The sequence below is a fragment of the Ruegeria sp. CK3 genome (assembly GCF_056536565.1).
Window position 1 is genome coordinate 1 of sequence record NZ_JBQFPV010000012.1, and the last position, 12,273, is coordinate 12,273.

The 12,273-nt window shown below is 57.8% G+C and carries 15 protein-coding genes and 1 pseudogene; 8 read left to right on the forward strand and 8 right to left on the reverse strand.

Going from position 1 to position 12,273, the window contains the following annotated elements; all coding sequences use genetic code 11:
- Window positions 1–259 (reverse strand): annotated as a pseudogene (locus ACR0C3_RS18255) (hypothetical protein); the annotation flags it as partial.
- 54 nt (window positions 260–313) lie between these two features.
- Complete coding sequence (locus ACR0C3_RS18260; protein ID WP_480759816.1) at window positions 314–1,027, reverse strand: uroporphyrinogen-III synthase; 714 nt, start codon at window positions 1,025–1,027, stop codon at window positions 314–316.
- Window positions 1,028–1,124: 97 nt separating this feature from the next.
- On the opposite strand from ACR0C3_RS18260, the gene tsaD reads away from it, so the two are divergent.
- The 4 genes from tsaD to ACR0C3_RS18280 are packed head-to-tail and all read left to right on the forward strand — an operon-like array spanning window position 1,125 to window position 3,874.
- Window positions 1,125–2,222 (forward strand): tRNA (adenosine(37)-N6)-threonylcarbamoyltransferase complex transferase subunit TsaD, encoded by a 1,098-nt coding sequence (gene tsaD, locus ACR0C3_RS18265; protein WP_480760003.1) that lies wholly within the window; start codon window positions 1,125–1,127, stop codon window positions 2,220–2,222.
- Window positions 2,219–3,181, forward strand: coding sequence for an NAD(P)H-dependent glycerol-3-phosphate dehydrogenase (locus tag ACR0C3_RS18270; protein ID WP_480759818.1), 963 nt, complete (start codon window positions 2,219–2,221; stop codon window positions 3,179–3,181). The genes tsaD and ACR0C3_RS18270 overlap by 4 nt, the downstream gene beginning before the upstream one ends.
- Before the next feature lies 1 nt (window position 3,182).
- Window positions 3,183–3,452: a YciI family protein gene (locus ACR0C3_RS18275; protein WP_170765276.1), complete on the forward strand. Its 270-nt coding sequence runs from the start codon at window positions 3,183–3,185 to the stop codon at window positions 3,450–3,452.
- Window positions 3,452–3,874 (forward strand): EVE domain-containing protein, encoded by a 423-nt coding sequence (locus ACR0C3_RS18280; protein ID WP_480759819.1) that lies wholly within the window; start codon window positions 3,452–3,454, stop codon window positions 3,872–3,874. The genes ACR0C3_RS18275 and ACR0C3_RS18280 overlap by 1 nt, the downstream gene beginning before the upstream one ends.
- A 219-nt stretch (window positions 3,875–4,093) precedes the next feature.
- Here the strand turns inward: ACR0C3_RS18280 and ACR0C3_RS18285 are convergent, their stop codons facing one another.
- Complete coding sequence (locus ACR0C3_RS18285; RefSeq protein ID WP_170380170.1) at window positions 4,094–4,435, reverse strand: DUF2853 family protein; 342 nt, start codon at window positions 4,433–4,435, stop codon at window positions 4,094–4,096.
- Between the two features lie 115 nt (window positions 4,436–4,550).
- Window positions 4,551–5,441 carry a LysR family transcriptional regulator gene (locus ACR0C3_RS18290; protein WP_480759820.1) on the reverse strand — a complete coding sequence of 297 codons (891 nt, stop codon included), beginning with the start codon at window positions 5,439–5,441 and terminating at the stop codon, window positions 4,551–4,553.
- Between the two features lie 91 nt (window positions 5,442–5,532).
- Here ACR0C3_RS18290 and ACR0C3_RS18295 point away from each other — a divergent pair, with 91 nt between their 5' ends.
- On the forward strand, window positions 5,533–6,609 hold the full coding sequence (locus tag ACR0C3_RS18295; RefSeq protein WP_480759821.1) for an L-dopachrome tautomerase-related protein: 1,077 nt from the start codon (window positions 5,533–5,535) through the stop codon (window positions 6,607–6,609).
- A gap of 35 nt (window positions 6,610–6,644) precedes the next feature.
- Here ACR0C3_RS18295 and ACR0C3_RS18300 read toward each other — a convergent pair whose 3' ends face one another.
- The 3 genes from ACR0C3_RS18300 to ACR0C3_RS18310 all read right to left on the reverse strand — a co-directional run bounded on the left by ACR0C3_RS18300 (window position 6,645) and on the right by ACR0C3_RS18310 (window position 9,213).
- On the reverse strand, window positions 6,645–7,391 hold the full coding sequence (locus ACR0C3_RS18300) for an extensin-like domain-containing protein (RefSeq protein ID WP_480759822.1): 747 nt from the start codon (window positions 7,389–7,391) through the stop codon (window positions 6,645–6,647).
- Window positions 7,392–7,404: 13 nt separating this feature from the next.
- Complete coding sequence (gene ahcY / locus ACR0C3_RS18305; RefSeq protein ID WP_480760005.1) at window positions 7,405–8,793, reverse strand: adenosylhomocysteinase; 1,389 nt, start codon at window positions 8,791–8,793, stop codon at window positions 7,405–7,407.
- 105 nt (window positions 8,794–8,898) lie between these two features.
- Entirely contained in the window at window positions 8,899–9,213 is a 315-nt protein-coding gene (locus ACR0C3_RS18310; RefSeq protein WP_170550925.1) for a hypothetical protein, read from the reverse strand.
- Window positions 9,214–9,414: 201 nt separating this feature from the next.
- Here ACR0C3_RS18310 and ACR0C3_RS18315 point away from each other — a divergent pair, with 201 nt between their 5' ends.
- The 3 genes from ACR0C3_RS18315 (at window position 9,415) to ACR0C3_RS18325 (ending at window position 11,600) form a co-directional block, all read left to right on the forward strand.
- Window positions 9,415–10,008 (forward strand): HD domain-containing protein, encoded by a 594-nt coding sequence (locus tag ACR0C3_RS18315; protein ID WP_480759823.1) that lies wholly within the window; start codon window positions 9,415–9,417, stop codon window positions 10,006–10,008.
- Window positions 10,009–10,085: 77 nt separating this feature from the next.
- The gene (locus tag ACR0C3_RS18320; RefSeq protein WP_480759824.1) at window positions 10,086–10,799 is read left to right on the forward strand and encodes a DUF2059 domain-containing protein; all 714 of its coding nucleotides are present in this window, start codon (window positions 10,086–10,088) and stop codon (window positions 10,797–10,799) included.
- Between the two features lie 441 nt (window positions 10,800–11,240).
- The gene (locus ACR0C3_RS18325) at window positions 11,241–11,600 is read left to right on the forward strand and encodes a CHAP domain-containing protein (RefSeq protein WP_480759825.1); all 360 of its coding nucleotides are present in this window, start codon (window positions 11,241–11,243) and stop codon (window positions 11,598–11,600) included.
- A 44-nt stretch (window positions 11,601–11,644) separates the two neighbouring features.
- On the opposite strand, the gene ACR0C3_RS18330 is transcribed toward ACR0C3_RS18325, so the two are convergent.
- Window positions 11,645–12,199, reverse strand: coding sequence for an ActR/PrrA/RegA family redox response regulator transcription factor (locus ACR0C3_RS18330; RefSeq protein WP_050604676.1), 555 nt, complete (start codon window positions 12,197–12,199; stop codon window positions 11,645–11,647).
- Between the last annotated feature and the right edge of the window lie 74 nt (window positions 12,200–12,273).

Below are 12,273 nucleotides of genomic sequence, written 5' to 3' on the forward strand. Positions count from 1 at the left end.
CGGCTTCGGCTTCGGCTTCGGCTTCGGCTTCGGCTTCGGCTTCGGCTTCGGCTTCGGCTTCGGCTTCGGCTTCGGCTTCGGCTTCGGCTTCGGCTTCGGCTTCGGCTTCGGCTTCGGAAATCAGGTCCTCATTCGGCGCATCTTCGTCAACAGGCGACCCTTCAGTTTCACCACCGGGTTCAACGCTTACATCTTCGACCACATCGTCTGTTTTAGGGGTTTCCACCGGTTCCTGATCGGATTTCTTTTTGCCCGCCACCGTCAAATTCCCCTTATCGATTCTAAAATCACCAGAACTACAGACTGTTCCAAGTTAATCTGCACCCGGCTCTCTCTCAACCCGCATCGCGTGTTTCACAAGCTTTTTAACGGCCTTACGCATCTTTTTGGGCGTCGGGTCCTTGGCGATCCTCAGACGTTCATACCCCAAGGATTTAAGGGGTTCCGCCGTTGCCTCGCTGATTGCGGCCAGCCATAGCGGGGCAGTGCCCGCCCAGATGTCGGCAAATTGTCGCGCGGTGCGGGGTGAGAAAATAGGCGCGATCACTGGCCTGTCGCCCTCGGATGCGGCCTTTGCCTCGGGGCTGAGCTGCAGCAGAAGTTGCTGGTACACCGCCTGTTCGCGCGTGGTTACGCCCATCTCGGTCAGACGCTCGGCGATGTTGCCCCGGCTGTGTTCGCCGCGCAGATGCAATAGCGGGCTTGTTGGTCTGATCTGCAAAAGACCGGCCACAAGCTCTTCCGCCGTGCCACCGACCATACGTGCATCCCAGCCGGCGCCTTCGGCGGTTGCAGTCGTGGTCGGACCCACGCAATAGGCAGGCAAATCCCGGCGCACACCCGCCGAGGCTGCCGCATTCACCGCATTGGAGGACGTGAATATCAGCCCCTGCGTCTCGGCCGTGCAAATCGGAACCGCCAGCGGTTTGATTTCCAGAATGGGGGAATGGATGACCTCAACACGCGATCTGACGCGGGTTGGAAGCTGCGCAACAAACCTCTCCGAGGCGGCGCGAGGGCGGGTCATCAACAAATACAACTATCGGCGCCTTCGGCCTTGGGATTGTTTGCGTCCGCGCAGGGTGGTACCCCGCTTGGCAATCATGATGCAACGGATCACGCCAATGGTGCAAACACTTACCGTCCTTGGATTGGAAAGCAGCTGTGACGACACAGCCGCCGCCGTCGTGCGCCAAACCGACGGCGAGGAGGCCGAAGTGCTGTCGTCGATTGTCCATGGCCAAACCGAACTACACAGCGCTTATGGGGGTGTCGTCCCTGAGATCGCCGCACGCGCCCATGCCGAGAAACTAGATATCTGCGTCGTACAGGCTCTAGAGGATGCGGGTCTAACACTGGCCGATATGGATGCCATCGCCGTCACCGCCGGGCCCGGCCTGATCGGAGGGGTCATGTCCGGCGTCATGTGCGCCAAGGGGATCAGTGCTGCGACCGGACTGCCTCTGATCGGGGTAAACCATCTAGCCGGTCACGCTCTGACCCCGCGCCTGACGGATGGAGTAGCCTTTCCGTACCTGATGCTGCTGGTCTCGGGCGGGCACTGCCAATATCTGATCGCCCACGGACCCGAGCAATTCACCCGTCTGGGCGGCACTATCGACGATGCCCCCGGCGAGGCCTTTGACAAAACGGCCCGTCTTCTGGGCCTGCCGCAACCTGGTGGACCCTCGGTTGAGGCCGCGGCGCGCCAGGGCGATCCAAAGCGGTTCCGCTTTCCGCGGCCCCTGCTGGACCGGCCCGGATGTGACCTGTCTTTCTCGGGGCTGAAAACCGCGCTGATGCGGATGCGGGATCAGATCGTCGCGGAGAAAGGCGGCCTGACCCGTCAGGATCGCGCCGATCTATGTGCCGGGTTTCAGCAGGCTGTCGTGGATACTTTAGCCGAGAAAACACGACGCGCTATGGATATGTATCTGGCCAAGACCCCCTCGGATCCGGTGATCGCAGTCGCGGGTGGTGTGGCTGCAAACTCCGCTATTCGCGCTGCGTTAGAGACTGTTTGTGCCGAAAAAGGCACGCGATTCACGGCCCCGCCCCTTGCGCTTTGCACCGACAATGCCGCCATGATCGCCTATGCGGGGATGGAACGTTTTCGCACCGGCGCGCGCGACGGTTTGGATCTGACAGCGCGACCTCGTTGGCCTTTGGATCAGACCAGCCCCGCCATGCTGGGTAGCGGTAAGAAGGGTGCAAAGGCATGAGCGTTTCGGTTCTCGGATCAGGGGCGTTCGGTACGGCACTGGCAATCTCACTGGCCGGTAACGGGCCAGTCACCCTGTGGTCGCGCAGCGCCGATCAGGCGAAAGCCATGCAGGACAGTCGGATCAACAAGAGCCGATTGCCCGATGTCACCTTGCCCGATGCCATCACCGTCACTTCGGATATCGAAGCAGCGGCGGCAAACGATGTCTTTCTGGTATCCGTTCCGATGCAACAACTGCGCCATGCGCTGCGGGAACACGCAGCGGTACTGGCCGGGAAAACGCTGGTCGCGTGCTGCAAGGGGATTGAACTGTCCTCGGGTCTCGGTCCGATTTCCGTGATCCGCGAAACCATTCCGGATACACGTCCTGCGCTTCTGACTGGCCCCAGCTTTGCGGATGACATCGCGCGTGGCCTGCCGACAGCGCTGACCCTGGCGTGTGCAGATGCCGATCTGCTCGAAACACTGCAATCCGAGCTGACCACTGCCAATCTGCGCCTTTATCGCACAACCGATGTGATCGGAGCGGAACTCGGCGGCGCATTGAAAAACGTTATGGCCATCGGATGTGGCGCTGCCATCGGGGCCGGTCTTGGCGACAGCGCCCGTGCTGCCCTGATGACCCGCGGATTTGCGGAAATGCAGCGCTTTGCCCTAATGCGCGGCGCACAGCCAGAGACACTGATGGGACTCTCTGGACTGGGTGATCTGGTGCTGACCTGCTCATCCGAGCTGTCCCGAAACTACCGTTTTGGCCTGTGTTTGGGTCGAAACGAACCCTTTGACACCACAACAACTGTCGAAGGTGTCGCCACCGCCCGCGCCATGGCCGATATCGCCAAGAACGAAGGTCTGGACATGCCCATCAACGCCACTGTGGCCGACCTGAGCCAAGGCGCCTACAGTGTGGCGCAAGCCATCGAAACCCTGCTCAACCGACCCCTCAAGGAGGAATAACATGCTGATCGCCCTCATCGCCCGTGACAAACCCGGCGCGCTGCAAACCCGTCTGGACAACCGCTCGGCCCATTTGGCCTATATCGAGGAAACCGGCGTTGTATCGCAGGCCGGCCCGCTGCTGGACGGAGACGCGATGATCGGCTCGCTGGTGATCCTCGATGTCGAAGATCTGGCCGCTGCACAAAGCTGGGCCGACAATGACCCCTATGCCAAGGCAGGCCTGTTCCAGTCTGTCGAACTGATCCCTTGGAAAAAGGTGATTGGCTGATGGCATACTGGCTGTTCAAATCCGAGCCATCGACGTGGAGTTGGGATCAGCAGGTTGCCAAAGGTGAAGCGGGCGAAGAATGGGACGGCGTGCGCAACTATCAAGCGCGCAATTTCATGCGGCAAATGGCAATCGGTGATCGCGGTTTCTTTTACCACTCCCAAAAGGACAAGGCGATCGTCGGCATCGTTGAGGTCTGCGCCGAAGCCCATCCCGACAGCACCACCGATGACGAACGCTGGGAATGCGTGGACATCAAGGCTGTAAAGCCGTTTGAAGTTCACGTCACGCTGGATCAGATCAAAGCGGATGAACGTCTGGGTGAGATGGTGCTGGTCAAAAACTCTCGTCTGTCGGTGCAGCCGGTCACTGAAGCCGAATGGCAGGTGATCTGCGCCCTGGGCTCGACTGAGGCCGACTAAAACAGAGGGAAGGCCCTGCACGGTGCAGAACCTTCCCTACCCCACGTGCTCCCTACTCACCACACGCGTATTGGAATCTGTTGGTTCTGACCGTCCTGGCCACATAAGGACCATAGTCTGTTTTCTCAGGCCACTTCAAACACCAAGTCCTTAAAAAATATATCAAAACAAAAACGCCCGCCGATGGGGAGGCGGGCGTTTGGGTGGAAAACGTTACGTTTAGCCGTAAACGGATTCTTTGCCGAAATGCTTGGTCAGCATGTAGTAGACCACGGCACGGTACTTGTTGCGCTCGGACATGCCATAGGTTTCCAGAACCGAGTTGATGGCCTCCATCAGCTCAGGTCCGTCGGCCAGACCCAGCTTTTTTATGAGGAAGTTGTTTTTGACGGTCTCCAGCTCTCCGTCCTGGCTGGCTGCCACGGTCGACGCGTCGGCGTCATAGATCGCCGGACCGCACCCGATGGTGACCTTGGTCAGCAGGTCCATATCGGCATCCATGCCGCATTTGTTTTTCAGATCATCTGCGTATTTGGCGATCAGATCGTCGCGTTTTCCCATAAAACAGTCTCCCTATCAGCAGTCCAGGCTGCGGTTACTCAAATCCTAAAAACAGGTGTCGGAAGCCTAGCCATTCCTCTTATTCCCACAAAGGGAAAAATTCCGCTCTTTCCCCCTAAGCGGAGGAGCGCCTTTGCCGCGAGCCTTGAAAGGCTCGATCTGCAAGGTCCGAAAACGCGCGAACCTTGCGCCCCGGGGTGCTGCTGCCTGCGTGAACAAAGGCGATTGGTGCAGATGGGGATTTCAACGCACCGGCCAAAACCTCGACCAGCGTACCCTGCTGCAACTCACGCTGTACGGCCAGACGGGATTTGACCGCCAGCCCCAGCCCCTGCACCGCAGCTTCGGTCAACATGTCCGAGTTGGAAACGGCAATTCTTCGCGTGACGGACAGTTGCCCCTCATGAGTGTCGAAACGCGTCTGCCAAGGCAAACACGCCCAGCGCATCTTGCGTAGGTCTTCGACGGATCTGGGCATCCCGTGTCGCGCAATGAAGCCCGGAGCGGCGCAGATGATCCGGTCATTGTCGCAAAGCTTGCGCGCTTTCAGGGTACTGTCCGCCAACTGTCCGACGCGAATGGCGCAATCAACGCCCTCATCGACCAGAGAGACATAGCGGTCCACGGCCAGAAACTCGATCGTCAGGTCCGGGTGATCCTCCTGAAAGCTGTCCATCAACGGCATGATGAACCGGGACAAGATCCACGGCGACAGGGTCACACGCAGATGGCCGCGCAGCGCTCCCTTGCCGCTTCCGGCCTCCAACTCGGCCTCTCGCAGATCGGATAGGACAGGTTCGATTCGATCCAGAAAGATCAGGCCTTCATTGGTCAGTTGCACCCGGCGGCTGTTGCGGTGAAAGAGTTTGAGGTTCAGCACCTCTTCTAACTTCCCGATCCGATGGCTGACCGTCGCTGCCGAAATGCCCAGCGCCTTTGCAGCCGATCCGACCCCTCCGGTTTTGGCGACGGAGACAAAGGTCAGCAGATCATTCACATGGTACATTCGAAAATTCCTAACACTGGTTTCGAAATTGAGCCAGTTATCCGCGAAAATTTCAAATGGTATCTGATCGGGCACATCAGAGGAGTACCCGATGAAATCGCTCTATGCAGCTACATGCGCCTTGGCGCTGGCTTTGCCCGCGGCGGCAGCCGAATTGGAAACGTATCTTGAGTTCGAGAAGGCCATGCCTCCGGGCAATCTGGCGATTGGACCGGATGGGCGCATGTTCATGTCGGTGCATGAATTCTACGGGCCCGAGTTGCGCGTGGTCGAAGTGATGCCCGACGGGTCAACCAAGCCCTACCCGACCAGGGACTGGGCCCGTGCCCCGCAAGACGATGCCGATGGGTTGAACGGCGTTCTGGGACTGCGGGCAGATCGCGATGGTATCCTGTGGATGCTGGACGGACAGGGTGAAAACCAGACCGGGCGTATTGTCGGTTGGGACACCAAGACCGAAACACTACATGCGATCCACTATATCGGCGCCCCGGTCGCGCGGCCGACCTCGTTCCTGAACGACCTTGCAGTCGACCGCGATCATGGGGCGATTTACATCTCGGATACGGGTGACGGTCAGAACTCGGCCATCATCGTGGTTGATCTTGAGACGGGCCGCGCGCGGCGCGTTCTGGAAGGGTCCCAATACACGATCCCCGAGGATACTCCGATGGTGATTGACGGGCGCGAAATCACGCTGGGCGGCAATCCGGCCAAGATCGGTATCAATCCAATCACCGTCGATCCGACCAATACCTGGGTCTATTTCGCCCCGATGACGGCAAGCGCGATGTACCGTATCCCCACGGCGGCATTACTGGATGAAAGCCTATCGGATGCCGATCTTGAGGCGCAGGTGGAACGTTATGGCGACAAACCGATCTCGGACGGCTCGACCGTGGATACCGGCGGCAATGTCTATATCACTGCGATGACGGACAACGCGCTGGGTGTCACCAAACCGGACGGCAGCTATGAGGTTCTGTTCCAGTCGGATGATGAGTTGCCGTGGCCGGACGGCTTCTCGATCGGTGCGGATGGGTATGTCTATGCCACGATTAACGAGTTGCACCGCTCGCCCGTTTTGAACAATGGCGAGGATGCCTCCAAGGGGATCTACAAGATCGTCCGGTTCAAGTCACTGGCGGACGCGGTCAGCGGGCGCTGATCCTGGCCCGGCCCTGTTCTGCGGGGTCGGGAAACTTATCTGCAATAGCCCCAACCGGGGCCTTGTAGATGAAAATGGTCCGCGTGTAGGCGGTTGAAATTGGGGCCTAACACCACGCGAAACCAGTCACACGCCCCCTTCCCGATCCGATGTAGAAAAGCGCTCTCGGGTCCTGGCGCGGACCAATCCTGAAGCAGGCTGAGCGCCCGCCCATCCGCCAGTTCCACCCCGATGATATCAATCGAATCCGCCGTGGCGTGGCTGCTCCAACCGCTGTTCTCACCCTGCGCGGTCCGCATGCGGCGGCAATTGTAACTACCCAAATGCCGCAAGACGCGTACTTGAGTACCCAACAGGTCCTGCGCGGTGGGCTGAACCACGTGGTGCTCCCACATTGCCAGACGCAGGGCCGTTGTACAGCGGGTCTCGACCGCGCTCATCCGGGCACTGACCAAGCGGGAGAGCTCACCCCGCCCGGAGATGCCGCAGTTCTGGTCGACCACCAGATCCTCCTTCTCTGAGAACACAACACCGACCTCAGACAGCGTCGCCCGGCATTGCGCCTCATCCGCCAATGCCCGGTTCAACTGATACTTGGTAACGGGTGTGACCGGTGCAGTCAGGGTCAAATCCCGCAGGGGGTTCCAGTGGTCGGGCAGCGGCGATTTGGGGTGTGACAGCAACACATACCCTGCCGACCCAACAAGAAATAGAAATACGGTGATCGAAAAGAAAGACGCCGCCAGATACATGATCCGGCGGCGTTCTGAACGTTTGGTCATACCCGATCCGCAATCAGTAGCGGTAATGCTCGGGCTTGTAGGGGCCTTCCGGCGCAACACCGATATAGGCCGCTTGTTCGTTGTCCATCTTGGTCAGCTTCACGCCGATACGATCCAGATGCAGGCGGGCCACTTTCTCATCCAGATGCTTGGGCAGGATGTAGACCTTGTTTTCGTACTGGTCACCTTTGGTGAACAGCTCGATCTGCGCCAGAACCTGGTTGGTGAACGAGGCCGACATCACGAAGGACGGGTGACCGGTGGCGTTGCCGAGGTTCAGCAGACGGCCTTCGGACAGCAGAATGATGCGGTTGCCCGAGGGCATCTCGATCATGTCCACCTGTTCCTTGATGTTGGTCCATTTGTGGTTCTTTAGGCTGGCCACCTGAATTTCGTTGTCGAAGTGACCGATATTGCCGACGATGGCCATGTCCTTCATCGCGCGCATATGCTCGATGCGGATCACGTCCTTGTTGCCGGTGGTGGTGATGAAGATATCCGCGCTGGCAACTTCGTCTTCCAGCAGGGTGACTTCGAACCCATCCATCGCGGCCTGAAGCGCGCAGATCGGGTCAACTTCGGTCACTTTCACACGGGCACCTGCGCCACGCAGCGAAGCAGCCGAGCCTTTTCCCACATCGCCATAGCCGCACACAACTGCAACCTTACCAGCCATCATGGTGTCGGTGGCGCGGCGAATGCCATCAACCAGCGATTCCTTGCAGCCGTATTTGTTGTCGAACTTCGACTTGGTTACTGAGTCGTTCACGTTGATCGCCGGGAACGGCAGGTGGCCGTCTTTCACCAGCTGATACAGACGGTTTACACCGGTGGTGGTTTCCTCGGACACACCCTGGATCTGATCCCGCATCTTGGTGAACCAACCGGGCGAGGCCGCCATACGCTTGGCGATCTGCTTCTTGATCACCTCTTCCTCTTCCGAACCCGGAACAGGGATGATGTCTTCACCCGCCTCAGCGCGTGCGCCCAGCAGGATGTAGAGCGTCGCGTCGCCGCCATCGTCCAGGATCATGTTCGGGCCGTCTTGGAACAGGAAGGATTTGTCCAGGTAATCCCAATGCTCTTCCAGCGTCTGGCCTTTGATGGCGAAGACAGGGATACCCGCCTCGGCAATCGCAGCGGCTGCGTGGTCCTGAGTCGAGAAGATGTTGCACGACGCCCAGCGCACATCCGCGCCCAGGGCAACCAGCGTTTCGATCAGAACGGCGGTCTGGATTGTCATGTGCAGCGACCCAACGATCCTCGCACCGCTCAGAGGTTTGCTTTCACCATATTCCGAACGCAGCGCCATCAGGCCCGGCATTTCAGTTTCGGCGATATCCAGTTCCTTGCGGCCGAACCCGGCCAGCGAAATGTCTTTGACGATATAGTCCCCGGCCATAAGGCGCTCCATTTTTGCGGTCAATCACAGTTCCGGCTGCCCCTAGCATCCCTTGGGGCAGGTGGCAATGTGGATGACCGAAAACGGGAATCTACGCCGCAAAAATCAGCTGGGCGTGCCGTCAACCTTGACCTTCGGAATCGCTTCAAAAAAATCGGTGCCAACGGCGACAATACAACTTAAGCCGTTCGCATGGGTCACCAAAACGGTGTAGCTACCCGTTTCTCGTGAGGTCCAGACCTCCATGACCGACTGCGCGCCGCGTGTTTTCTGCAAACCCCCAAAAACCAGCTCTTCCGAGTAGCTTTTCTGCAGCTTGTCAACCACATGCTCGCGCTGTGCACAATTTTGGGCAAAGGCGGGCGGGGCCGTGGCGGCCATGCCAAAGGTCAGGGCGACTGCGAATATACGTTTGAACATAGCAAACTCCTTTCGTTTCACTTTGTGAGAGGAGCGCACCGGGAGAAGCCAGTGCCCCCCTCGGTTTAAATGTCGGGATCAGTTGGTGTTGTTTCAAAGCACGAATGCTCAAGAAAACGTTGGCAGCTGGTGATCCTGACAGGTACATCATAGCAGAAACAATTTGGTTTTATTGTGTCCCACTTCACAAGGCATGGCATAATGGCAACACAACCCCGCGCATGGCAGAGGATGCTGTCCGGCCGCAGGCTAGACCTGCTGGACCCGACCCCGGTGGATATCGAGATCGAGGATATCGCCCATGGTCTGGCCTTTGTGGCGCGTTGGAACGGCCAAACGGCGGGGGACTTTGCCTATTCCGTGGCCGAGCATTCCCTTCTGGTCGAAGAGCTTTTTGGTCGTATTGCCCCGAAAGCGCCCGTGAAGTGGCGGCTGGCGGCTTTGCTGCACGACGCGCCGGAATACGTGATCGGAGACATGATTTCCCCCGTCAAATCCGCCGTTGGCCCGGATTATGGCGCGTTGGACGACCGTCTGGCAGCAGCGATCCACATCCGCTTTGGGCTTCCGGGCGCGGTGCCGAAAACGGTGAAACGGCAGATAAAAAAGGCCGACAAGATCAGCGCATGGATGGAGGCCACCCAGATCGCTGGATTCTCTGAGGCTGAGGCGACGAAGTTCTTCGGTCGTCCGGATCGGGCGGTGATGGAGGGATTGGAGATCAGGCTAAGGCCACCGGTCGAGGTACGCGAGGCCTATTTGGCGAGGCATGGAGCGTTGCTGGCACAGATTTGAATGGCCAGAAAGCTCCGCCTCAAACTTGCCGCATTGGCGAGCCATTAATGAATTTGTTGTTCACAGATACTCCACTTATGCGATTCAATAAATTTTTTAGCACCGTATTGCTTTGTTTTTCTTTGGATTTGTCAGCGGCCGCCTCACCAAATGATGATGCTGCGTTCATTGTAGATAAACATATGAACGAAGAGGTCGTTGAATCCATGCGCAATTTCGCTGGCTCCAAAGTCGCCGACGCGCTCGCACCACAACTTCTTGAAATGAACGTCAAGATCATTGACCAAGATCGTTTTGCTGAAATGGTATCCGAACAGGTGACCGATGTTGCGGTCGATCATTTCCGGCAGGGCCTAATAGACGCTTACCTCGATTCTTTCTCTGCGTGGCAGCTATCGGAAATTGTTCTTTTTCTCCGGACAGGTGCAGGAACACGGATTGTCGAGAATGCACCGCTGAATACGCCACGAGAAGAAATGTATGTTTTTCTCCCAGGGGTCATGGGAACCAAAGAAAGCGACGTTTTGCGCCTTCTAACACCAGAAGAAGCAATTCAGTATCAGGAGTTTATCTCAAGCGCGATTGGTATTGAGTTTAATCTCAAGGGCTCTGAAATCGCGCTTTCCACATTACCCTTGGTATTCAGTGCTCCTGCAGAGGCAGCGAAAACCCAAACAACGCTGAACACTCCCTATATGTTGGATATCGTCAAAGCGAAGGGGGTACTTTCCTTCCCGAACCCAATTGTTCGCAATGATCTGATTTTACAGATTCAAAAGAACATTGACTAAAGTCGCTGGGTTGATTGCAGACTGGCTGCACCAAAATTTGCTGCAGCGTTCGGCGGTGCACGTTCAGGCGACGCCCAGAAATCAGCACTTCGGTTGCAGATGCGTCTACAATCTCACCCAATTGTCCTAGCGATGTAGCGAGGAACCGGCGAAATCTTGCCGCACGCTGACAAGCCTCTTTTCACAACACATCAGGTCACCCTAAAACTTGCGTGTCTTCAAAATGGGCAGTGAAGATTCTTGAATACGGGCAAACGCAAAACGGACACAACTTTGCCGCGCTTATCTGGCGGCGCGCGAACCGCAATTGCGGTGGGGCTTTTGAGTCTGGTATCTGCCTGCGCCCATGGTCCAACCGATGTGCAACTTGATCCAGAACGTCAGTCAATGGCGCTGCAAGAGGTCTCGCAAAAGCAGGCTCGAGGACAAAGAGTATGGTGCGTGCCCTACGCACGTAGCCTCAGCGGTATCGAAATTCGCGGCAATGCCAAGGACTGGTGGGGCAAGGCGCGCAGTGTGTTTGAGCGAGGCAACGAACCGGCTGTCGGTTCGGTCATGTCGTTTCGGGCAACACGCGGGATGCCTCTGGGCCATGTGGCTGTCGTGTCCGATGTTGTTAGCGACCGGGTCGTTATCGTGAACCACGCCAATTGGCACCGCAACAAAGTGTCATTGAAAATGGGCGTGAAAGATGTCTCTAAGAACAATGACTGGACACTGGTTCGGGTCGAGAGCGTGCCGGGGCAATACGGCAGTTTGTACCCGGTGAACGGGTTCATCTATCCTAAGTCTGGCGAGTAGCCTGAAAGACGACTCTCTGATCAGACGAGTGAAAGCTCTGCTTTTTAGCGCGGGCTGCGCTTCGCCAAAATACGCTGCAATGTCCGACGGTGCATGTTCAGGCGCCGCGCGGTTTCCGAGACGTTGCGGTCGCACAGCTCGTAGACCCGCTGGATATGTTCCCAGCGCACACGGTCGGCACTCATGGGGTTTTCCGGCGGCGGGGGCAGTTCGTCGCCCTTGGCCAGCAATGCGTTTGTGATATCTGTGGCATCAGCGGGTTTGGACAGGTAGTCGGTCGCGCCGATCTTGACGGCGGCGACGGCTGTGGCAATGGCCCCGTAGCCGGTCAGCACCACGACCCGGCTGTCGGGGCGCTTTTCACGCAGCACTTCGACGACATCCAAACCGTTGCCATCCTCTAGCCGGAGATCGACAACCGCATAGGCCGGCGGACGCGCGGTGGAAATGGCACGGCCTGCGGCGACAGAACCTGCGGTTTCAACCTCGAAACCGCGTTTTTCCATGGCTTTGGCAAGGCGTCTCAGGAACGGCTCGTCATCATCCACCAGAAGCAGAGATTTATCGGGGCCGATATCAAGCTGGGAACTGTCTGCCATCGTTGAGTCTTTCCGCTATTTCATGCCTTTGGCTTTATCTAGAAGTAATAGCAGCGCGGGGCCAAAGGTCAAAC

Coding starts and splice junctions, on each gene's coding strand:
- ACR0C3_RS18260 (WP_480759816.1), bottom strand. CDS start 1,027: ATGACCCGCCCTCGCGCCGCCTCGGAGAGGTTTGTTGCGCAGCTTCCA.
- tsaD (WP_480760003.1), top strand. CDS start 1,125: ATGGTGCAAACACTTACCGTCCTTGGATTGGAAAGCAGCTGTGACGAC.
- ACR0C3_RS18270 (WP_480759818.1), top strand. CDS start 2,219: ATGAGCGTTTCGGTTCTCGGATCAGGGGCGTTCGGTACGGCACTGGCA.
- ACR0C3_RS18275 (WP_170765276.1), top strand. CDS start 3,183: ATGCTGATCGCCCTCATCGCCCGTGACAAACCCGGCGCGCTGCAAACC.
- ACR0C3_RS18280 (WP_480759819.1), top strand. CDS start 3,452: ATGGCATACTGGCTGTTCAAATCCGAGCCATCGACGTGGAGTTGGGAT.
- ACR0C3_RS18285 (WP_170380170.1), bottom strand. CDS start 4,435: ATGGGAAAACGCGACGATCTGATCGCCAAATACGCAGATGATCTGAAA.
- ACR0C3_RS18290 (WP_480759820.1), bottom strand. CDS start 5,441: ATGTACCATGTGAATGATCTGCTGACCTTTGTCTCCGTCGCCAAAACC.
- ACR0C3_RS18295 (WP_480759821.1), top strand. CDS start 5,533: ATGAAATCGCTCTATGCAGCTACATGCGCCTTGGCGCTGGCTTTGCCC.
- ACR0C3_RS18300 (WP_480759822.1), bottom strand. CDS start 7,391: ATGACCAAACGTTCAGAACGCCGCCGGATCATGTATCTGGCGGCGTCT.
- ahcY (WP_480760005.1), bottom strand. CDS start 8,793: ATGGCCGGGGACTATATCGTCAAAGACATTTCGCTGGCCGGGTTCGGC.
- ACR0C3_RS18310 (WP_170550925.1), bottom strand. CDS start 9,213: ATGTTCAAACGTATATTCGCAGTCGCCCTGACCTTTGGCATGGCCGCC.
- ACR0C3_RS18315 (WP_480759823.1), top strand. CDS start 9,415: ATGGCAACACAACCCCGCGCATGGCAGAGGATGCTGTCCGGCCGCAGG.
- ACR0C3_RS18320 (WP_480759824.1), top strand. CDS start 10,086: ATGCGATTCAATAAATTTTTTAGCACCGTATTGCTTTGTTTTTCTTTG.
- ACR0C3_RS18330 (WP_050604676.1), bottom strand. CDS start 12,199: ATGGCAGACAGTTCCCAGCTTGATATCGGCCCCGATAAATCTCTGCTT.